Here is a 19,157-nt window from a genome sequence, read left to right as displayed (position 1 = left end):
GTGTCTACTGCGACCTCGTGGGTTCCGGGGTTGCGCTCTCGCTGGGCTGGGCGGTCTGCCTGGCCTTTCCCTCCGGCTTCCGTGCGGACGACTTCAGCTCCTGGATCTTCCGCAGGCCGGCGTCGACGTTGGGGACGGGGATGCCGTCGCGGACCTGGCCCTGTTGGAAGGCCCCGAGGGCCGTCACCGACTCGGCGGTGCTGCGGGCGACATCGAAGAGCTCGATGGGACCGAGGTTGGTCTTCACGCCCTGGAAAACCACGATCTCATCCCCTTTCGCCCCCACGAAGTACTGGTCGTCGAGCCACTGGTTTCCGAAGTACCACCCTAGGCCGCTGCCGACCAAGACGACGCCCCCGGCGGAGGCCAGAAGGGGCCACAGACGCCGCCGCCGCTTCGCCGGACGTCCCGCGGCCGCGGCCTTCGCGGCCCGGGGGGCCGCGGGCTCGTCGTCCTCGTCGTCGGTGATGACCGGCTGCGGCATGGTGATCGCGGCGGCGCGGCCCGCCGGGGTGTCCGGCGGCTGCGATTGGGGCCGGGTCGAGCCCGCGGCGCCGACCACGGCCGCCTCGACGACCGGGACGGCCCCCTCGTCCACCTCCAGGACGTCGGCGACCACGCAGGTGATGTTGTCCGGGCCGCCGCCGCGGTTGGCCAGGTCGATGAGCGCGCGGACCACCGCCTCCGGGTCGTCCACCGTCGAGAGCGTGTGGTGCAGCGTCTCGGCGCTCACCACCCCCGACAGCCCGTCGGAGCACAGCAGGTAGCGGTCGCCGATCTGCGCCTCGCGCAGGGACAGGTCGGGGTCGACCTCCCCGCTGCCGTCGAGCGCCCGCAGCAGGATCGACCGCTGCGGGTGCGTGGCGGCCTCCTCCAGGGTGATCCGCCCGTCGTCCACGAGGGACTGCACCAGCGTGTGGTCGTGCGTGATCTGGTAGAGCTCCCCGGCCCGCAGCAGGTAGGCGCGGGAGTCGCCGACGTGGACCAGCGCCACCCGGGTCCCGGACCACAGCATGGCGGTGAGCGTGGTGCCCATGCCCTTCAGGCTCGGGTCGCGCCCGACCATCTCGTGCAGCCTGCGGTTGGCGTCGCGGACCGCCGCCTCGATGGCGCTGAGCAGGTCGCTCCCGGCCGCGCCCTCGTCGAGGGAGGACATCGCGGCGATGGCGACCGAACTGGCCACCTCGCCGTGGGCATGACCGCCCATGCCGTCGGCGACGGCGAGCAGACGGCCGCTGGCGTACGCCGAGTCCTCGTTGCCCTCGCGGAGGAGCCCGACGTCGGAGCGGGCGGCGTAACGGAGTGCGATGGTCATTTGCGCAATTCGATGACGGTCTTACCGATGCGGATCGGAACACCGAGCGGCACCGGAGTCGGACGGGTGACTTTTGAGCGTTCGAGATACGTGCCGTTGGTCGAGCCGAGATCTTCCACGATCCACTGACCGTCCTGGGGGAAGAGCCGGGCGTGCCGGCTGGAGGCGTAGTCGTCGCTCACCACCAGCGTGGAGTCGGTCGCCCGGCCGATGGTGATCGTCGCCTCACTGAGGGGGATGGTGGTGCCCTGAAGGGGGCCGCCGGTCACGACCATCTGCCGCGGCTCGCCCCTCTTGGGCTTGGCCGCGGGTTTGGCCGGTTTGGGTGTCTTGCGGGCTGATGCGGTGCCTGCCGTCTGGGAGCCGAAGAGGTCCGTCCGGATCACGCCGACCGCGGCGATCACGAAGAACCACAGCACCGCGAGGAAGGCGAGCCGGATCAGCAGCAGCGTGAGCTCGGACATGGAGCGTCTGTTTACCTCTAATCGCGCCGGAAAACCAGTGTCGTGCGTCCGAGCGTCACGCGAGTGCCGTTCTGGAGCTCGACCCGGCGGACCGGCTGGCCGTTGACGAAGGTGCCGTTCGTGGAGCCGAGGTCGACGAGCACGACCTGGGGGCCCTCCACTCGCAGCTCGGCGTGGTGCCGGGACACACCCGGGTCGACCAGCCGTAGATCGCAGTCGGTGCCCCTGCCGAGCAGGGTCACCGGCGTGGTGAGATCGTAGGAGCGCTGCCCCTGCGGGTCGTCCTGGGTGGAGACCAGCAGCCGGGGCTGCCCGCCGAAGGCGCGCGGCCGGGGCGCGGGCACGTCGCTCGGAGGGTGGCGGATCTCGTCCTGCTCGACCGTCGCGCCCCGGATCACGCCGGAGCGGATCCGGAACAGCCCGACCGCCAGGTCCTCGGCGGTCTCGAAGCGCACCCGGACGGGTCCCACGAACGAGTAGCCCTGTTCCTTGGCGTACTCCCTGGCGAGGTTGGCGAGTTCGTGGCCGATGCTGTCGGCGTACACCTCGAGGCGCTCGCTGTCGGTCACGGACAGCTCGACCACGAAGTCGTTCGGCACGAGCGTGCGCCCCTGCGCGACGATCGCGGCCCGTTCGTCCATCTCCCGCTGGACCGCGCTGGCGACCTCGACCGGCTGAAGGTCAGATTTGAACGCCCGCGCAAAGGCCCCCTCGACCAAGCCTTCGAGCCTGCGCTCGAAGCGCTGAAGGACTCCCACCGGGTACCTCCCTTCTTCCGTCCTATGTGGGTCACGGCCGCTGGGGGGCTCGTTCCTCGCTCTCCTGCACTCAAGCTCCTCCGCTCCGCGTCTAGGAGGATCGTATCCGGGTTCGTGGGTAGCGGCTGATTCGTGCTAATGTTTCGACCGCACCCAGCAAGGGCGGGTGGCGGAACGGCAGACGCGCACGGTTCAGGTCCGTGTGTCCGAAAGGACGTGAGGGTTCAAATCCCTCCTCGCCCACACGGAACCGTCGATGGAATCGACGAATCCGAATTCTCGACGAAGGGCCCCGGTTCATCAGAGCCGGGGCCCTTTCGTATGTCACGGCGGTCTCCCGCGGGGGTCAGGGCGGGAGCCGTACGGTGACCGATCATGACCTGCTGTCTACCCCGAGCCGCTTGCAGTGAGCTTTCGGTGCGCTTTCTGGAGATTCACCCTGTTCGCCCTCAGCTTAATGAGCATGGCCGACCCACCCGCCCGGAACGGCCGGGACACCGGCGAACCGCACGTTGATCCGCATGTCGATCCGTCCGCCGGCCCGCGCGTCGCCCGCCGGAAGAGGACACCCGGGCCCGGCCGGTGGAGCCGGGCGGCGGTGGACGCGGACGGCGGCGGAGCCGGGCGGGCCGACGGAACCGGGCGGGTGGAGGCGATCCGCCCCACCGCTGCCCGGCTCCGTCTCCCGGCGTCCCTGACGACCCGGCCGCGTCTCCCGGCGGCCCCTAACGGGCGGCCCCTAACGGGCGGCCAGGACGCGGACGTCGAGGAGCTCGCCCACCAGGTCGGTGAGGCTCACCATGCCGGCCACCTCGCCGCCCTCGTCCGTGACGAGGCCCACATGGGCGTGGGCGTCCTGCAGGACGGCGACCGCCTCGGAGATCGTCGTGGTCTTCGCCAGCCGGGGCACCGGCCGGGCCAGCTCCGCGGGGCTCTCCCCGGGCCGGACCAGCAGGTCCCTGACGTGCAGCACACCCACCACCTCCGAGCGGCGCCCCGCGTTGACCAGCAGGCGCAGGTGCCCGCTCTCGGCGGCGGCGCGGCGCACCTCGGCCTCCCCGGCGTCACCGGCCACCGAGGCGGCCCGCTCGATGGGCAGCATCAGCCGCTCGACCGGCTGCTGGTGGGCGCGCAGCGCCCGGGTGAGCAGGTCGTGCTCGGTGCGGTCGAGCAGGCCCATCCGCCCCGACTCGCCGACCAGCATGGCCAGCTGCACCGGTGTCCTGGTCGTGGCCAGCTCGTCCCTCGGGTGCACGCCGAACATGCCCAGCACGGCGTTGGTCAGGCCGTTGAGGGCGGCCAGCACCGGCCGCATCACCCGGGTGAAGCCGCGGAACGGCAGGGACACGCTCATCGCCGCGGTCTCCGGATGGGTCAGCGCCCACGACTTGGGAGCCATCTCGCCGACGACCATGTGCAGGAACGTGATCAGGGCCAGCGCGAGCACCAGCGAGACGGGGACCCGCAGCGACTCGGGCAGGCCCACCAGCCCGAAGACCGGCTCCAGCAGGTGCTCGATGGCAGGCTCGGTGACCATGCCCAGGCCCAGCGAGCACAGCGTGATGCCGAGCTGCGCGCCGGCCAGCATCAGCGACAGCTCCTTGCCGCCGCGTACGGCGGCGCGGGCGACGATCCGGGTGAACCGGCCGCCCCGGCCCGCCAGCTCCTCCAGGCGGTGCCTGCGGGCTGAGATGACCGCGAACTCGGCGGCGACGAAGAAGGCGTTGCCGATCAGCAGCACCACGCCGAGCAGCAGCGCGCTCACGGGGCTCATCGCTCCCCCTCCGCCGCGCCGGTCCCGGCGCCCTCCCGGGTCCTGCGGGCGGCGCTCATGGCGGGCTCGCCGCGCTGACCGCCGTCCTCCCGGACGCCGTCCTCCCGCGCGCCGTCGTCCCGGGCGTCGTTCTCCCGGGAGGCGTCCTCCGGGGAGCCGCCGTCCGGCGTCCCGTCCTCCCGCGCGCCGCCCTCACGGCCGCGGTCGTCCCGCGCGTTCCCCCGCGCGCGGTCGTTCCGCGCACGGTCATCCGGCGCGCCGTCCTTCATGGCGGTGTCGTCCCGCGCGCCGTCCCCGGCCGCCGGGAGCGACAGCCGTACCCACTCGGGCACCCGGCGCTGCACCGACAGCACGGTCAGCACCGCGCTGGCCTCCTCCGGGCCGTCGTCGTCGAGCAGGTCGGTCTCCACGGTGAGCGGGACGGTCACCTCGTCGTCCGGCTCGGCCATCCGGCCGAGCACGGCGAGCACCAGGCCCGCGATGGTGTCGTAGTCGTCGCTCTCCGGGAGCGCCAGCTTGGTGACGCGCTCGACCTCGTCGAGGCGGAGCGTGCCGGGGAGGTTCCAGGTGCCGTCGCCGTTGGCGACGACGCCGGCCGGTTCGGGATCGTTCTCGTCCATCAGTTCGCCGACGAGCTCCTCGGCCAGATCCTCGACGGTGACCACGCCGGCGAGCCCGCCGTACTCGTCGATCACGCAGGCGAGGTCGTCGCGGGCGGCGCGCATGCGCTCCAGCACGACCGGAAGCGGCAGCGAGTCGGGTACCAGCAGGGCCGGGCGGGTGATCTGCGACAGCGGGCCCTCGGACTCACCGGAGCGCAGCAGCTCGCGGACGCCGGTGACGCCGACCACCTCCTCGCCGTTCTCGGTGGTGAGCACCGGGTAGCGGGAGTGGCCGTGCTCGCGGATCGCGTCGACCAGGTCGGAGATCGGGCGCCCGGCGCGGAGCAGCACCACCCGGGGGCGCGGCACCATGACGTCCTCGGCCGTGCGGTCGCCGAACTCCAGGGCGCGTTCGAGCTGCTCCGACAGCCTGGGCGGCAGGTCGCCCGCCGTGGCCGACTCGGAGATGATCCGGGACAGCTCCTCGGGGCTCGCGCCGTGCTCCACCTCCTCGACCGGTTCCACGCCCACCCGGCGCAGCAGGCCGGCGGCGGCGGAGTCGAACAGCCGGATGACCGGCCCGGCGACCTTGAGGTAACCGAGGGTCCAGGAGGCCAGGAACTTGGCCACGGGTTCCGGGCGGGCGATGCCGAGGTTCTTCGGGGCCAGCTCGCCGAGCACCATCTGGATGGTGGTGGCGATCGCGACGGCCAGCGCCACGGCCACGCCCGGCGCGGCGGCCTCGGGCAGTCCCGCGGCCGTGAGGCCGGGACGGATCACCTCGGCGATGGCGGGCTCGGCGATGAAGCCGACCAGCAGCGCGGTGACGGTGATGCCGAGCTGCGCGCCCGAGAGCATGAAGGAGAGGCGGCCCGTCACCTCCAGCGCGCGCCGGGCCGCGGCGTCACCGGCGTCGGCCTGTTCACGCAGCGCGGTCCGGTCGGCGGCGACGAACGCGAACTCCTGGGCGACGAAGAAGCCGGTGGCGACGGTGAGGAGAAGTACGGCCAGCAGACCGAGAGCCGTGTTCACAGAGCGGCTCTCCCGGTCGGATCAGCGGTTCCCGTGCCTGCGCACGGGCCGGTACTCCATGGGTCCGGAGTGGACACGATCATCCTTTCGAGCAGAGGTCATCCTCTACCGTAACGATCCGTGAGGGGGTTGGTGTTTCCGGATCGGCCGACGACTGCTTTACCGGTGGTTATGTACCGTCTGGGTACTTCTGTATGACCAAACCTTGGGGACGTGCTTCGCGGGCCGGGGCCGGGACGTAGCGTCGATAATGGCCTCTCATCGCGAGCTGGAGAAGTGGCGGGGATACGACGTGGGTGACGCGCAGGACGACGACGACCGCACGCGTGCGATGCGGCCGCCGCCCGCCGAGCCGTGGCGCGCGGCGGGGCAGCCCGCCCACCCGGTTCCGGGGCGGAGCCGTACGCCCCACGACCAGGGCGGAGGCCGTACGGCCCGCGACCGGGACCCCGGCCGTGCCGCCGGGCCTCCCGGGACTTCCGGACCTGCCGGATTCTCCGGGCCCGCCGGGACTTCCACGCCTGCCGGGCCTCCCGGACCCGCCGGGTCCGGGCCGGGGGATGTCACGGCCCCCCGGAGGACCTCGCGGGTCTACGGCAAGGCCAGGGAGGGCTCGGAGCCGGTCAGGTCGCTCTCCGGCCCGCCGTCGCCCTCCGCCGGGCCCGCGGACGCCGGTCCCCCCGACAGGAAAGGCGGCTCCCGGATGCCAGGCACCACCTGGAGACCGAAACGACCCGGCAGGCTGGCGGTGCGGATCCTCGCCGGTCTGGTCGTCGTGCTGCTGGTGCTCGGCGTCGTCGGCTTCTTCGTGATCAACTCGCGGCTGAAGGAGATCGACGCGCTCGGCGACTACGCCGGCCGGCCGGACGACACCCCCGGCACCAACTGGCTGCTGGTCGGCTCCGACAGCCGCGAGGGCCTGACCAAGGCCCAGCGCAAGAAGTTCGCCACCGGCCGCGCGTTCGGCCGCCGTACCGACACGATGATGCTGCTGCACATCCCCGACGGTGACGGCCGGCCGACCCTGGTCAGCCTGCCCCGTGACTCGTACGTGCCGATCGACGGGCACGGCAGCGACAAGCTGAACGCCGCCTACGCCTACTCCGACGGCGGCCCCAAGCTGCTGGCCAAGACCGTCGAGAAGGTCACCGGCCTGCGCATCGACCACTACATGGAGATCGGCTTCGGCGGATTCGTGGGCATCGTGGACGCCATCGGCGGCGTCGACATCAACGTCAAGCAGGACATCAAGGACCCCAAGGCCGGGATCGACCTGAAGAAGGGGGTGCAGACGATGGACGGCGGGACCGCCCTCGGCTACGTCCGCACCCGCGCCACCGGCGGCATCCCCGACTTCGAGCGGACCCAGCGCCAGCGGCAGTTCTTCTCCGCGGTGGTGAAGAAGGCGTCCGGCCCCGGCGTCCTGCTCAACCCCTTCCGCTCCTTCCCGCTCGCGCTGAGCGCCACCGACGCGGTGGCCGTCGGTGAGGAGACCGGCGCCTTCGACCTGCTCTCCCTCGGGCTGGCCATGGGCGACAACCCGGTCACCACGATCGTCCCGGTCGCGTCCTTCCCCAAGGTCAACGGGCAGGACGTCGCCAAGTGGGACAGCCAGCGGGCGCTGCGCATGTTCCGGGCGCTGGCCGAGGACAAGCCCGTCCCCAAGGACGCCATGGGCAAGTGACGCGCCCTTCCCGCCCGGCGTGACACCGGGCGGGAAGGGCTCCGCGTCCGCGGGGTCCCGGACGTAGGGTCCGGATCATGACGACTATCGCCGAGGAAGTCCTCCTCCTCGCGCTCAGCGAGCGGGAGGGCGCACAGCTGGTCGGCTCGACCGACCTGGACATCGCACTCGGAGGCGCTCTGCTGGCCGAGCTGGCGGCCGGCGGTCGCGTCGGCCTGGACGGTAAGAAGGTCACCGTCCTCGACCCCACCCCCCTCGGAGACGAGGAGGCGGACGCGGCGCTGGCCCGGATCGCCGCCGAGAACAGGTCGCACAAGCCCGACGGATGGGTCTACAAGCTCCGTTCGGGCAAGCTCCGCGAACGTCTGCTCACCCGGCTGGCCGAGCGCGGCGTGCTGGACGAGGAACGGTCGAAGATCCTGGGGATCTTCCCCCGCACCCGCCACCCGGAGCGCGACCCGAGCGTGGAGCGGGCCGTGCGCGACCGCGTCCTGAGCGTCCTGGACGGAGTCGCGCCCGACGAGCGGACGGCGGCGCTGATCGCCGTCCTGCACGCGGCCAAGATCGACCGCAAGGCGTTCCCCGACGTGGACCGGCGGCGCTTCAAGGAGATCGCCCGGGACCACTGGGTGGGCGACGCCGTCTCGAAGACCATCGACTCCGTCAACATCGCCGTCATGACGGCGACGACGACCACCACCGTGACCTAGCCCGCGTCCGTAGGGCCCGCGTCCGTACGGCCCGCGTCCGGGGCCGGTTGGGCCGCTTCCGGCCCAACCCGGGGACGGACTTGGGACAATGGGCGTCATGACTGTTCCTGAGGTCGAAGCACAGGCCGTCCCCGACGGAGCGTTCCTGCTCGATGTGCGCGAGAACGACGAGTGGTGGGCGGGGCACGCGCCCACGGCCGTCCACATCCCGCTCGGGGAGCTCCAGGCCCGGGCCGGTGAGGTGCCGTCGGACGCGCCCGTCTACGTGATCTGCCGATCCGGCGGCCGGTCGGCGCACGCCGCCGCCTGGCTCAACCACGTCGGCCGGGACGCGATCAACGTCGGCGGCGGCATGCAGGCGTGGGGAGGAGCGGGCCTGCCGATGGTGAGCGAGAGCGGCCGGGACCCGTTCGTGGCCTGACCCGCCGGTCCGGGGCCGGTCCGGTCGCGTCGATCACGGGATCACGCGGCCGGGCCGGCCCCGCCGCGGTTCACCGTCCGGCCGATCCGTCACGGCTCACCCCGCCCGGCCCGAGCACGGCTCACCGTCCGGCATCCTGGGGATACCAGCGCAGCTCGACGGTGTTGCCGTCCGGGTCCCGCACGTACACCGACTGCGCGGTGCCACGCGCGCCGAACCGGGGGACCGGCCCCTCCAGCACGGTGAGGACGCCGGAATCGATCACCTCCTGCCAGTCCACGGGATCCACGACGAGGCAGATGTGGTCCACGTTGGACTCACCGCGCGGACGTTCGACCAGATCGATGATGGTGGACTCGTCGACCCGTACCGACGGGAAGGGCGCCTCACCCGCTCGCCACTCCGCGACCCGCTCCTCCTCAAGGCCGAGGGTCCCCGAGTAGAACTCCAGTGCCCGCTCGGCGTCCCGCACGTTGAGCACCAGATGGTCGAAGGCTTTCACCCGCATCGATGATCTCCTCTGCTGACTGTTCCGTCTGAATCGTAGGGCGGCTCAGCCGCGTGCGGTCGGCGGCGGCGGGTGAGGTCCTGCCACGGGTGCCGAAGGTGAGGCGGTGATCGCCGAGAGGCCCAGCCACGACCTGGTGGCCGAGCAGGGGTGGTCAACGTGTGTGGCCGTCATCTTCTCTCCGGTCGTCGGATGTCGCGGGCCGAGGGGACAGGGCCTGCGGCGCGCTTCGGGACCTCCGTCACGTGGTCAAGGGTGGGCGAACACCGATCAATGAGTCCAACGCATACTTTTCATCACGATCAATCTGAATCGACGATCGCTGGGCAGGTCCGCGGCAACCGAGGCCGTCGTCGCGATGCGCTCCGTGTTCTCCCGGTCCGGGCCTCCATCCGGCCCGCCGTGACTGTGCGCCCTCTCATGCGGCAATATGAGGGCGCTAGTCGCACAGCCAACGCGGGAGCTCGGGGCGCCGGGCTGAGAGGGCAGCACAGCCGCTGCCGACCGCATGAACCTGTCCGGGTAATGCCGGCGTAGGGAGCGTTTCGTGACATCCGATGTCATCGGTTCCAAGCATGCCGAGGCCCCCCTCACCCTCGACCAGGCCCCGCCCAAGACGCTCGGCGCGCTCGACCAGGGCGCGTTCTGGGCCAACCTGGGCGTCAGCCTGCTCGGCTTCTCCTTCGCCCTCTTCCTGATCGACCCCCTGCTCGACGGCGACGCGCTCACCCTGCCCGCGGCGCTGCTCGCCTCGCTCGTCGGCAGCCTGGTCGGCACCGCGATGGTCGGCCTCGCCGCGGTGCCGGGCGCGCAGACGGGCCGGCCCGCGATGGTGCTGCTGCGCGGCCTGTTCGGGGCGAGGCTCTCCTACGTCCCCACCGTCCTCAACATCGTCCAGATGATCGGCTGGGGCGCGTTCGAGCTCTGGGTCGTCGCGATGGGCGCCCAGGCGATCTTCGGGCCGTCCGTGCCGTACGCGGTCTGGGCGGTCGCCGCCGGGGCGCTGACGACGGCGCTGACCCTCTATCCGCTGGGCGCCATCCGGCTGCTGCGGAGGTTCGTCACCGCCGGCGTGGTCGTGTCGGTCGTCTGGTTCGCGGTGGTCTTCCTCCGCGACACCCCCGTCCAGACCGGCGGGTCCTGGCACAACTTCGCCCCCGCGGTGGACTTCGTGGTCGCCCTGTCGGCGTCGTGGGTGCCGGTCGCGGCGGACTACGCCCGGCACTCGCGGTCCAGCCGCGCGGCCTTCACCGGCGTGGTCGGCGGCTACACGATCGCCCAGGTGGCGTGCCTGGCAGTCGGCGTCTACGCGGTGGCGCTCGCCGGCCACGCCGCGGTGGGCGAGAACCCGACCACGGTGTTCGCCCCGTTCGTGGCGGCGCCGCTCGGGGCGCTGTTCTTCGGGATCCTGGTGCTGCGCGAGTCCGACCAGTCGTTCGCGAACGTCTACTCCACGGCGATGTCGCTGCAGAACCTGCTGCCCAGGGTGGACCGGAGGGTCTTCTCCGTGGCCATCGGCGTGCTGACCACCGCCATCGCCCTCGTCATCGACGTCAACTCCTACCAGGCGTTCCTCGGCATCATCGGCGCGGTGTTCGTCCCGATGTTCGGCGTGCTGGCGGTCGACTACTTCCTGCTCGGCCGCGGCCGGAACTGGGACACCTCCGAGACAGCCCCCTCCCGCCTGCTCATGGTGGTCCCGTGGGTGCTCGGCTTCGCCACCTGGTGGCTGCTCGCCGCGCCCTCGACGGTGTCGTGGTGGGCGGCCGTCTGGGACGCCGCCAGGAAGGCCCTCGGCTTCACCACCCAGCCGTGGATGAGCGCGTCCGTCGGGTCCTTCCTCGTCGCGGGCCTGGTGACCCTGGCCGTCGGCAGGCTCGCCCGGCGGCCGGGCCCGGCCTCTCCCTCTCCCGCCCCGGCCCCGGACCGCACCCGGTGACCGGCCCCGTACGCGATGACCGGCCGTACGCGGTGACCGGCCCCGTACGCGATGACCGGTCGCCCTTCTGAGCGGGTGCGGGGCCCTCGCCCCGCGCCCGCGGGCCGCCTACGGGCCGAGGGGCGGGCGCCCCGCGCCCCGCTCGACGCGCAGCAGCCGTTCCTTGGCGACCGGTCCGCCGGCGTAGCCGCCGAGGACGGTCTCGCTCTCGACCACCCGGTGACAGGGAACGATCACGCACACCGGGTTGCCGCCCAGCGCGTTGCCGACCGCGCGCAGCGCCCGGGGCCTGCCGATCCGCTCGGCGATCTCCCGGTACGTGGTCACCGTGCCGTACGGGACCGTGAGCATCTTCTGCAGCACCGTCCGGGCGAACGGCGTGGCGAGCCGCAGGTCGATCGAGACGGTGAAGGTGCGCAGCCGCCCGGAGAAGTAGGCGTCCAGCTCCCGGCGGACCGGGTCGATCCGCCGGGGGTCGCCCCCGATGAACGAGCTGACCTCGTTGCTGACGCGCTCGAAGACGACGTTCTCGTCCTCGTAGCTGCACGCCACCACGCCCCGGCCCGTCACGGCGAGGACGAGGCGTCCCACCGGCCCGTCGAGCGTGCCGAACGCGACATCCGGGGAGGTTTTCCCCACGTATGTGGGCGAGGTCACCCGCAGCAGTGCGTCGATGTCGCCGGATGACATGGCCCCACCCTTTCGCTGTCCGAGCGTGTTCAGGTGCGCGGTGACGGCAGCGTATCGGACGGATCCTCCCAACGGGTGTCAGCACATGCGGACGAAAGTGCCAAGATCAGGCCGGTTGACGCGGCACTATTGGTGTGTGGGTGACAGCAGGGGGTGTGACGACGGCATCGGCCGCGCGGTCGTCGCGAGCGCGCCCAACGCGATCGTCGCCCTCGACCGCGACCAGACGGTCCTCAGCTGGAACGCCGCCGCCGAGCGGCTGTTCGGCTGGACGGCGGCCGAGCTGCTCGGCCGCCGCGCCCCGATGGTCCCCGAGGAGCTGACCGCCGAGCACAACGCCGTCCTGGAGCGGGTCCGGACCGGCGGCCAGGTGTCGCTGCGGACCAAACGGTTCCGCCGCGACGGCGCCCTCCTCGACGTGCGGGTCGACACCAGCGCGCTGCGGTCCTCCGCCGGGGCCCTGCTCGGCTACGTCAGCGTCTACCACCTGGCACGCGACGACGAGAGCGCCCACGACGGAGCCGCCCGGCGGGCGCAGCTCGTCCGCAGGCTCACCGACGTGGTCGCCGACATCAACGCCGAGCGGGAGCTGCCCGCCGTGCTCGACCGGATCGCGGCCAGTCTCACCGAGCTGACCGGCGCCGACGCGGGCGGCTTCGTGCTGATCGAGGGCGACCGGCTCCGGCTGGTGGCCACCCACCGGCTGCCGGAGTCCATGCGCGGCTCCACCGCCGACCTGCGCTCCAGCCTCGTCGGCAAGCTCCTGCGCACCGGCCGGACCGTGATGCTGGAGACCGGCGAGCAGGCCGCGCTGGACGAGCTGATCTGGTCGCGGCTGCCCGGCCTGCACACGATCGCGCTCGGACTGGCGGCGGTGGGCGGCCGGCCGTACGGCGCGCTGTACGCGCTGTTCGCCAAGCGCAAGGCCAGCCACCTGGAGCTGGAGCTGCTGGAGCTGCTGGCCGGGCACGCCGGGATCGCCGCCGGCAACGCCCTGGCCTACCAGGAGGCGGTGTGGCAGCGGGCCCACGAGCGGGCCGTGTTCGACGCCGGCGCCGACGGCATCGCGGTACTCGACGGGCTGGGCCGCGTCACCCGGTGGAACCCGGCGGCGGCCGGGCTCACCGGGCTCACGGCGGCCGACGTGATCGGCGGGCCGCCGCCGTTCCCGCTGCCGGAGCCCGGTGACAAGCTCACCCTGCAGCTCCCCTCGGGGGCCTGGCTGGAGGTGCTCCGCGCGGAGATCCCGGAGACCGGGGAGACCGTGGTCGACTTCCGCGACATCACCCGCGCCAAGGAGCTGGAGGAGGCCAAGGACCTCTTCCTGGCCACCACCAGCCACGAGCTGCGCACCCCGATCACGGTGGTGCGGGGGTTCGCCGGCACGCTCGACGCCCGCTGGGACAGCATGACCGACGCCGAGCGCCGGTCGGCCGTGCACACCATCGCCGAGCGGGCGCGCTCCCTCGGCCAGCTCATGGACCACCTGCTGCTGGGCTCCCGGGCCGGCACCCGCGAGCTCACGCTCCGGATCGAGGCCCTCGACATGGGCGCGCTGATCCGTGCCGCCACACTGGGCCTCCCGGTGCTGTCGGACCTCCACCACGTCGAGGTCGATGTGGCCCCTGACCTGCCCCCGGTCTCCGGCGACGCCCTGGCGACCGATATCGTGCTGGGGCAGCTCCTGGAGAACGCGTTCAAGTACTCACCGGACGGCGGTCTCATCAGGGTCGCGGCTTGGCGGGAAGGTGACCGGGTGGTGGTGGTCGTGGACGACGAGGGCGTGGGCATCGCGCCCGCCAGCCGTGAGCGGGTGTTCGAGCGGTTCGTCCAGGTGGACGGCGGTGACCGCCGCAGGTTCGGCGGAGTCGGCCTCGGCCTGTACATCGTGCGCAGTCTGGCCCGCGCCCAGGGCGGCGAGGTGACGGCGCACGAGAGTCCGGGAGGGGGCACCCGCATGCGGCTCTCCCTGTCCATCGCCGGCACGCCGGGCGCCTATACCTGACCGACACACCGGTGTGGTCACGACCCGGTAACGGATGCGCTGAACTATCGTCGAATGTGCACAAGCCGTAATCGAGGCGCGGTTTCTAAGACCATCTAACGGGGCATTTCGGTCGTAGTAGGTGTGTTCCTGAGGGGGAACGGGGAAACGGGGAGGTGAGTGCGTCGAGCGTCGTCCTGTTGCCGTATGCACCGTCCAGCGTCGCTGTCGCACGCCAACGTCTCTGCTCTGACCTGCAGGAATGGGGGGTCTACGAGACCGCCATCGACGACGCGGTCCTCGTGGTGAGCGAACTGCTGAGCAACGCGCTCCGGCACGCGCACCCGCTGCCGTCCGGTCAGGTCATGGTCGCCTGGCGATGGTCCGGGGGATGCGTCGAGGTTGCGGTGAGTGACGGAGGAGCCGCCACCGAGCCCCGCGCCGGACGGCCCACCCTCTCCTCCCTGGGCGGCCGCGGTCTCGGCATCGTCGAGTACGTCGCCGAGCACTGGGGCGTCAGGCACGAGGGGGAGATCACCACGGTCTGGGCGCTCGTCACCACCGTCACCGTCACCGATGCGGACACCGGCCAGGGGTCCGTCCCCGAGCCCGCGCTGCGGGAGTGCGGGTAGGACCGTTCTGTCCGGCCGCTCACCGTTTGTCCGTCCAGCCGTTCACCGGCAGACCGTCCCCGGCCCACCGGCGGAGACATCCGTACGGCCCGGCCACGGCCCCGGATGTGGCGGGCGGCTCATGCCGGGGCGGTCACTTCGAGAGCCGGCTCACGACCGTGACCACGGCCACCACCGCGAACGCCACCACCGCCAGCACGAGTACGAACTTCAGCAGCCCGAACAGCGCGGGCAGCACGAGCGCGAACACGACGTAAAGCGCCAGCAGGACGCCCAGGACCGCCATCACGGTACGAGTCATGAGATCAACGGTACGCGGGGTGCGGGTTCCACGGGGGCGGCGAGGATAACGATCCGCTCTCCCCGATCTTCGTGAACCCCACCAAATCCTCACGAACGCTCCCAGATTCTCGTGAACGCTCCCTGACCCTTGCGGAACTCTCTCCGATCCTTGCGACCTCCCCCTGAGCCTCGTGAACGTTCCCTGACCCTTGCGAACTCCCCCGGTTCTTACGGACCGGTGACGCGGGCGCGGCCGGCGGCCCACGCGGGCCTACCGTGGACGTCATGAGCGCGCGCATTCTGGTGGTCGACGACGACCCCACGGTGGCCGAGGTCGTGGTCCGCTATCTCGAACGCGACGGCCACCGGGTGGAGTGCGTCTCCGACGGCGCCGAGGCACTCCGCCGGGCGCTGTCCGATCCGCCGGACCTGATGGTGCTCGACCTGATGCTGCCGAAGATGGACGGTCTCACCGTCTGCCGGAAGCTCCGCGAGCGCCGCCCGATCCCCGTGATCATGCTGACCGCGCTGGGCGAGGAGATCGACCGGGTGGCCGGCCTGGAGATCGGCGCCGACGACTACGTCACCAAGCCGTTCAGCCCCCGGGAGCTGGCCCTGCGGGTGCGGTCCGTGCTGCGGCGGGGACGCGGCGCCGCCGCGGCGGCCGGGACCGGCGTGCTCCGGGACGGCGACCTCGTCGTCGACGTCGACGCCCACGAGGTACGGCTCGGCGGCGCCGAGGTGACGCTGACCACCCGCGAGTTCGACCTGCTGGCCCACCTCATGCGCAACCCCCGCCAGGCGTTCGGCCGCGCGGCCCTGCTCGACCAGGTCTGGGGCTGGTCCTTCGGCGACTCCTCCACGGTGACCGTGCACGTCCGCCGTCTCCGCGAGAAGATCGAACCGGACCCGGCCGCACCCCGGCGCATCGTCACGGTGTGGGGCGTCGGCTACCGTTTCGAGCCCACGCCGGAGGTGTGACCCCCGTGTTCCCGCCTGCCGTACCGACCCCGTGGTCCTCCACCCGTCCCACGCCCGAGGGGTGATCCCCGTGCTCCCCGAGATCCTGGTCATCGTCCCGGTCACCGCGGGACTCGGTCTGCTGGTGGCGCTGGCCGGCCTGGGCGCGATGCGGCTGCTGCGCGAACGGTCGATCGGCGTGATGCTCGCGGTGGTCGCCGTGGTGACCGTCGTGGCGACGGTCGGCGGGGTGGTCGCCATCACCCTTGAGATGATCATCGAGGGCACGCCCCGGGACATCGTGCTCAGCGTGGTCGCGGTCGGCGGGCTCGTCGGGCTGGGGGTCGCGGCGGTGCTGGCCCGCCGGGTCGTCGCGGCCAGCCGCAGGCTCGTCGCGGCCGTGCGCGCCGTACCGCCGTCGGGGGAGTTCACACCGCCCCGCGGCCTGCCCGCCGAACTCGACACCATCGCCAGGACCCTGGACCAGGCGTACGAGCGCATCCGCCTCGGTCACGAGCGCGAACGCGCGCTGGAGAGCGCGCGCCGCGAACTCGTCGCCTGGGTCAGCCACGACCTGCGCACCCCGCTGGCGGGCATGCGGGCCATGGCCGAGGCGCTGGAGGACGGCGTGGCCGGCGATCCGGAGACCGTGGCCCGCTACCACCGGCAGATCCGCCTGGAGGTGGACCGGCTGTCGGAGATGGTGGGCGACCTGTTCGAACTGTCGCGGATCCACGCGGGCGCGCTGCGGCTGTCGCGCTCCCCGGTCGGCCTCGGCGACCTGGTCGCCGACGCCCTGGCCGGCGCCGAACCGCTGGCCAGGGCCGGAAACGTACGGCTGGCCGGCGAGGCGGGCGAGGTCGTCCCGGTCGTGGCCGACGCGGGTGAGCTGTCGCGGGCGCTGCGCAACCTCGTGGTCAACGCGATCAGGCACACCCCCGCGGACGGCACCGTGCTGGTGCGCGCGGCGGTGGAGGGCGAGGTCGCCTGCCTGTCGGTCGCCGACGGCTGCGGCGGCATCCCGGACGAGGACCTGCCCCGCGTGTTCGACGTGGCCTTCCGCGGCGAGGCGGCCCGGACCCCGGGCGCGGACGGCGCCGGGGCCGGGCTCGGCCTGGCGATCGCCCGGGGCATCGTCGAGGCGCACCAGGGGACCATCGGCGTGGTCAACACCGGGCCCGGCTGCCGCTTCGAGATCCGCCTGCCGCTGCCCGCCTGAACCCCCGGCCGCCGCCCCGGGACTCACCGTCACGGCCGGTACGCGGGCCGGCCGGCCCGGGACCGCTGCCGGCCGCCCCGGCGTCCGCTCACCGCGACACCGGCGCGGCCGGTGGTCTCACGTGTCGTGGGGGCCGATCCAGGGGGAGACGAGGACCACCCGGGTATCCCCCCCGTCGTCGCTGGAACCGCCGGGATCGCCGGGATCGACGTGCCGGTAGGAGGACGGCATCCGCGGCGTGTCGAAGGACTCGACCATGGCGCGGAAGGTCGGGCACGGCCAGCGCCACATGCAGCCGCGGCACCGCAGGATCGGATGGGCCGCGTCACTGGTGATGCCGCCCGCGTCGCGCGGCCGGTGGAGGTCGAGGAGCCGGACCCCGAGCGTGGCGAAGCCGAGAAGCTCCTCGCGCGCGCCTTCCAGGAAGTCGAGGTCGTCGCCGGTCAGGCGGGTCCTGATCGGGACGTATCCCTCATGGCTCATCATTCCGCGGAGTGACCCGGCCGCGTCGTGCCACGAGGTGGCCTTCTCGGTTCGGGTGATCATGGACTCCAGGTGGTCCCGGAGCCGCTGTCGCTGGGGGTCCTCAGGAAGGTCGGTGTTCATACTGGTCGAGCCCGTTTCTGCTCAGCGGTCGTCGCTGCCGTGGCGCAGTGGACGGGCGGGAGAGTTCCGGGTCGCTCCCTTCCCGGCCGAGCCGGTATTGCGCAGTGTCAAGTCTCGCGCACTCTGGGTTTCCGTGGGGCCGGAACGGGGGACAAAAGGCCGACGACTCGTCCTTGGGCGAGAGAACGTGACCCGGGGCCTTCGCGCCGCTAGTGTGCCGCTGTGGAGCTAAAAGTCTCAACTCGATCTCATGCCGGGCACACCGTCATGACTATCACCGGCGAAATCGACCTTTACACGGCGCCGGGACTGCAGTCCGAGTTCACTCGGCTGCTCCAGGAGAGTCCGACCACCTACGTGGTCCTCGACCTCTCCAAGGTGGAGTTCTGCGACTCCACGGGGATGAACGTGCTGCTCGCCGCGCTCAAGCGGCTGCGTGAGCGCGGGGGGACCATGGAGCTGGCCGCGCCGCGGCCCGCCGTACGCAAGATCCTCCAGGTCACCGGGCTCGACTCGGTGTTCACCGTGCACGACGCGGTGCCGGACGAGTCGCTGTCGGCCGAGCCGCAGGGGTGACCGGCGCAACGATGACCGGCACAGCAGTGATCATCCCCGCCAAGGACGAGGCGGACAGGATCGGCGCCACCGTGGCCGCCGCCACGGCGCTCCCGGGCGTCGATCTCGTCGTGGTCGTGGACGACGGCTCGACCGACCGGACCGGCAGGGTGGCCAAGGCCGCCGGGGCACGCGTCGTACGGCACAGCCGCAACCGCGGCAAGGCCGCCGCCATGGAGAGCGGCGCCGAGGCGGTGCGCCTGTTCGACGGTGAGAGCCCCAGGAACCTCCTGTTCCTCGACGCCGACCTGGGCGAGACGGCGCGCACCGCCGCGCCGCTGATCGAACCCGTCGCGTCGGGTGAGGCCGACATGACCATCGCCGTGTTCGTCACCAGGGTGAAGCTTGGCGGCCACGGGTTCGTGGTACGGCTCGCCCGCGAGGGCATCGAGCGGGCGACCGGCTGGACCCCGGCCCAGCCGCTCAACGGCCAGCGCTGCCTGACCAGGGCGGCCTTCGAGGCCGCCCGCCCCTTGGCGCACGGCTTCGGCGTGGAGACCGCGCTGACGATCGACCTGCTGCGCAGGGGTTTCCGCGTGCGGGAGGTCGAGGTGGAGATGGCCCACCGGGCCACCGGCACCGACTGGAGGGCCCAGGTCCACCGGGCCCGGCAGTTCCGCGACGTCGCCCGCGCCCTGCTGGTCCGCCGCTAGGACCTGTTTTGTGGATCTTTCCGCCTACCGCGGTCGCCCAGGCGGCCCCTCGCCGCGTTGTCGCCCTGCCCCACGGAAACGCTCCGCAGGCTCCGCGTTCTCCGCGGGGACCCCGGAATCGCGTCACCCATAGCTCCGCTATGGGCTTCCTCCTCCGCCTTGCGAGGGACCACCTGACCGATCCTCGCCACGGCGAAGATCCACAAAACAGGTCCTAGTAGTGCTTTGTTAGGTCAGGCTGTTGTGGCTGGTCGGGTCGTCCGGGTGATGGTTCGATGCGGGCGTGACCCCCGAACAGCTCGTTCATAT

General features: G+C 72.1%; 19 protein-coding genes, 1 tRNA gene and 1 riboswitch. Of the genes, 11 read left to right on the top strand and 9 right to left on the bottom strand.

Annotation, left to right across the window (positions count from 1 at the left end; translation table 11 throughout):
• Positions 1-4: 4 nt before the first annotated feature.
• Genes ACZ6W9_RS02865 through ACZ6W9_RS02855 form a run of 3 tightly spaced genes read right to left on the bottom strand, consistent with a single transcriptional unit; the run spans position 5 to position 2,537 of the window.
• Positions 5-1,315, bottom strand: coding sequence for a PP2C family protein-serine/threonine phosphatase (locus ACZ6W9_RS02865; protein ID WP_389961802.1), 1,311 nt, complete (start codon positions 1,313-1,315; stop codon positions 5-7).
• Entirely contained in the window at positions 1,312-1,779 is a 468-nt protein-coding gene (locus ACZ6W9_RS02860) for an FHA domain-containing protein FhaB/FipA (protein WP_389961804.1), read from the bottom strand. Before ACZ6W9_RS02860 ends, ACZ6W9_RS02865 begins: the two co-directional genes overlap by 4 nt.
• 17 nt (positions 1,780-1,796) lie before the next feature.
• Positions 1,797-2,537, bottom strand: coding sequence for a DUF3662 and FHA domain-containing protein (locus ACZ6W9_RS02855; protein WP_362944023.1), 741 nt, complete (start codon positions 2,535-2,537; stop codon positions 1,797-1,799).
• 160 nt (positions 2,538-2,697) lie between these two features.
• Here ACZ6W9_RS02855 and ACZ6W9_RS02850 point away from each other — a divergent pair.
• Positions 2,698-2,780, top strand: a tRNA-Leu gene (locus ACZ6W9_RS02850).
• A gap of 496 nt (positions 2,781-3,276) precedes the next feature.
• Here the strand turns inward: ACZ6W9_RS02850 and ACZ6W9_RS02845 are convergent.
• Positions 3,277-4,311: a hemolysin family protein gene (locus ACZ6W9_RS02845; RefSeq protein WP_389961806.1), complete on the bottom strand. Its 1,035-nt coding sequence runs from the start codon at positions 4,309-4,311 to the stop codon at positions 3,277-3,279.
• Positions 4,308-5,945 carry a hemolysin family protein gene (locus ACZ6W9_RS02840; RefSeq protein ID WP_470116613.1) on the bottom strand — a complete coding sequence of 546 codons (1,638 nt, stop codon included), beginning with the start codon at positions 5,943-5,945 and terminating at the stop codon, positions 4,308-4,310. Before ACZ6W9_RS02840 ends, ACZ6W9_RS02845 begins: the two co-directional genes overlap by 4 nt.
• Positions 5,946-6,648: 703 nt before the next feature.
• On the opposite strand from ACZ6W9_RS02840, the gene ACZ6W9_RS02835 reads away from it, so the two are divergent.
• The 3 genes from ACZ6W9_RS02835 (at position 6,649) to ACZ6W9_RS02825 (ending at position 8,760) form a co-directional block, all read left to right on the top strand.
• Positions 6,649-7,629, top strand: coding sequence for an LCP family protein (locus ACZ6W9_RS02835; RefSeq protein WP_389961811.1), 981 nt, complete (start codon positions 6,649-6,651; stop codon positions 7,627-7,629).
• Between the two features lie 77 nt (positions 7,630-7,706).
• The gene (locus ACZ6W9_RS02830; RefSeq protein ID WP_389961813.1) at positions 7,707-8,339 is read left to right on the top strand and encodes a GOLPH3/VPS74 family protein; all 633 of its coding nucleotides are present in this window, start codon (positions 7,707-7,709) and stop codon (positions 8,337-8,339) included.
• Positions 8,340-8,427: 88 nt separating this feature from the next.
• Positions 8,428-8,760 (top strand): rhodanese-like domain-containing protein, encoded by a 333-nt coding sequence (locus ACZ6W9_RS02825; RefSeq protein ID WP_389961815.1) that lies wholly within the window; start codon positions 8,428-8,430, stop codon positions 8,758-8,760.
• A 121-nt stretch (positions 8,761-8,881) separates the two neighbouring features.
• Here ACZ6W9_RS02825 and ACZ6W9_RS02820 read toward each other — a convergent pair whose 3' ends face one another.
• Positions 8,882-9,268, bottom strand: a complete 387-nt coding sequence (locus tag ACZ6W9_RS02820) for a VOC family protein (protein ID WP_362944011.1) — start codon at positions 9,266-9,268, stop codon at positions 8,882-8,884.
• 446 nt (positions 9,269-9,714) lie between these two features.
• Positions 9,715-9,827, top strand: a riboswitch (TPP riboswitch).
• Between ACZ6W9_RS02820 and ACZ6W9_RS02815 the strand changes: the two genes are divergently transcribed.
• Complete coding sequence (locus ACZ6W9_RS02815; protein WP_470116612.1) at positions 9,816-11,207, top strand: purine-cytosine permease family protein; 1,392 nt, start codon at positions 9,816-9,818, stop codon at positions 11,205-11,207. It overlaps the preceding riboswitch by 12 nt.
• Before the next feature lie 108 nt (positions 11,208-11,315).
• Here ACZ6W9_RS02815 and ACZ6W9_RS02810 read toward each other — a convergent pair whose 3' ends face one another.
• The gene (locus tag ACZ6W9_RS02810) at positions 11,316-11,897 is read right to left on the bottom strand and encodes a methylated-DNA--[protein]-cysteine S-methyltransferase (protein ID WP_389961819.1); all 582 of its coding nucleotides are present in this window, start codon (positions 11,895-11,897) and stop codon (positions 11,316-11,318) included.
• Positions 11,898-12,033: 136 nt separating this feature from the next.
• Here ACZ6W9_RS02810 and ACZ6W9_RS02805 point away from each other — a divergent pair, with 136 nt between their 5' ends.
• Both ACZ6W9_RS02805 and ACZ6W9_RS02800 read left to right on the top strand, forming a co-directional pair.
• Positions 12,034-13,902 (top strand): sensor histidine kinase, encoded by a 1,869-nt coding sequence (locus ACZ6W9_RS02805; RefSeq protein WP_470116611.1) that lies wholly within the window; start codon positions 12,034-12,036, stop codon positions 13,900-13,902.
• 155 nt (positions 13,903-14,057) lie between these two features.
• Entirely contained in the window at positions 14,058-14,513 is a 456-nt protein-coding gene (locus ACZ6W9_RS02800) for an ATP-binding protein (protein ID WP_389961823.1), read from the top strand.
• Between the two features lie 133 nt (positions 14,514-14,646).
• Here the strand turns inward: ACZ6W9_RS02800 and ACZ6W9_RS02795 are convergent, their stop codons facing one another.
• On the bottom strand, positions 14,647-14,814 hold the full coding sequence (locus ACZ6W9_RS02795) for a hypothetical protein (RefSeq protein ID WP_362943997.1): 168 nt from the start codon (positions 14,812-14,814) through the stop codon (positions 14,647-14,649).
• 266 nt (positions 14,815-15,080) lie between these two features.
• Here ACZ6W9_RS02795 and ACZ6W9_RS02790 point away from each other — a divergent pair, with 266 nt between their 5' ends.
• Together ACZ6W9_RS02790 and ACZ6W9_RS02785 are read left to right on the top strand one after the other, a co-directional pair.
• On the top strand, positions 15,081-15,776 hold the full coding sequence (locus ACZ6W9_RS02790; protein ID WP_362943994.1) for a response regulator transcription factor: 696 nt from the start codon (positions 15,081-15,083) through the stop codon (positions 15,774-15,776).
• A gap of 70 nt (positions 15,777-15,846) precedes the next feature.
• On the top strand, positions 15,847-16,974 hold the full coding sequence (locus ACZ6W9_RS02785) for a sensor histidine kinase (RefSeq protein WP_389961826.1): 1,128 nt from the start codon (positions 15,847-15,849) through the stop codon (positions 16,972-16,974).
• Between the two features lie 117 nt (positions 16,975-17,091).
• Here ACZ6W9_RS02785 and ACZ6W9_RS02780 read toward each other — a convergent pair whose 3' ends face one another.
• Entirely contained in the window at positions 17,092-17,520 is a 429-nt protein-coding gene (locus ACZ6W9_RS02780) for a hypothetical protein (RefSeq protein ID WP_389961828.1), read from the bottom strand.
• A 282-nt stretch (positions 17,521-17,802) separates the two neighbouring features.
• Here ACZ6W9_RS02780 and ACZ6W9_RS02775 point away from each other — a divergent pair, with 282 nt between their 5' ends.
• Together ACZ6W9_RS02775 and ACZ6W9_RS02770 are read left to right on the top strand one after the other, a co-directional pair.
• On the top strand, positions 17,803-18,156 hold the full coding sequence (locus ACZ6W9_RS02775; protein WP_362943988.1) for an STAS domain-containing protein: 354 nt from the start codon (positions 17,803-17,805) through the stop codon (positions 18,154-18,156).
• An 11-nt stretch (positions 18,157-18,167) separates the two neighbouring features.
• Positions 18,168-18,848, top strand: a complete 681-nt coding sequence (locus ACZ6W9_RS02770; RefSeq protein WP_389961830.1) for a glycosyltransferase — start codon at positions 18,168-18,170, stop codon at positions 18,846-18,848.
• The last annotated feature ends 309 nt before the right edge of the window (positions 18,849-19,157 follow it).

This window comes from Streptosporangium sp. NPDC053982, from assembly GCF_055585205.1.
The sequence above is the reverse complement of the archived record's forward strand: the minus strand, read 5'-3'. Positions and strand labels throughout refer to the sequence as shown.

Coding starts and splice junctions, on each gene's coding strand:
- ACZ6W9_RS02865 (WP_389961802.1), bottom strand. CDS start 1,315: ATGACCATCGCACTCCGTTACGCCGCCCGCTCCGACGTCGGGCTCCTC.
- ACZ6W9_RS02860 (WP_389961804.1), bottom strand. CDS start 1,779: ATGTCCGAGCTCACGCTGCTGCTGATCCGGCTCGCCTTCCTCGCGGTG.
- ACZ6W9_RS02845 (WP_389961806.1), bottom strand. CDS start 4,311: ATGAGCCCCGTGAGCGCGCTGCTGCTCGGCGTGGTGCTGCTGATCGGC.
- ACZ6W9_RS02835 (WP_389961811.1), top strand. CDS start 6,649: ATGCCAGGCACCACCTGGAGACCGAAACGACCCGGCAGGCTGGCGGTG.
- ACZ6W9_RS02830 (WP_389961813.1), top strand. CDS start 7,707: ATGACGACTATCGCCGAGGAAGTCCTCCTCCTCGCGCTCAGCGAGCGG.
- ACZ6W9_RS02825 (WP_389961815.1), top strand. CDS start 8,428: ATGGGCGTCATGACTGTTCCTGAGGTCGAAGCACAGGCCGTCCCCGAC.
- ACZ6W9_RS02820 (WP_362944011.1), bottom strand. CDS start 9,268: ATGCGGGTGAAAGCCTTCGACCATCTGGTGCTCAACGTGCGGGACGCC.
- ACZ6W9_RS02810 (WP_389961819.1), bottom strand. CDS start 11,897: ATGTCATCCGGCGACATCGACGCACTGCTGCGGGTGACCTCGCCCACA.
- ACZ6W9_RS02795 (WP_362943997.1), bottom strand. CDS start 14,814: ATGACTCGTACCGTGATGGCGGTCCTGGGCGTCCTGCTGGCGCTTTAC.
- ACZ6W9_RS02790 (WP_362943994.1), top strand. CDS start 15,081: ATGAGCGCGCGCATTCTGGTGGTCGACGACGACCCCACGGTGGCCGAG.
- ACZ6W9_RS02780 (WP_389961828.1), bottom strand. CDS start 17,520: ATGATCACCCGAACCGAGAAGGCCACCTCGTGGCACGACGCGGCCGGG.
- ACZ6W9_RS02770 (WP_389961830.1), top strand. CDS start 18,168: ATGACCGGCACAGCAGTGATCATCCCCGCCAAGGACGAGGCGGACAGG.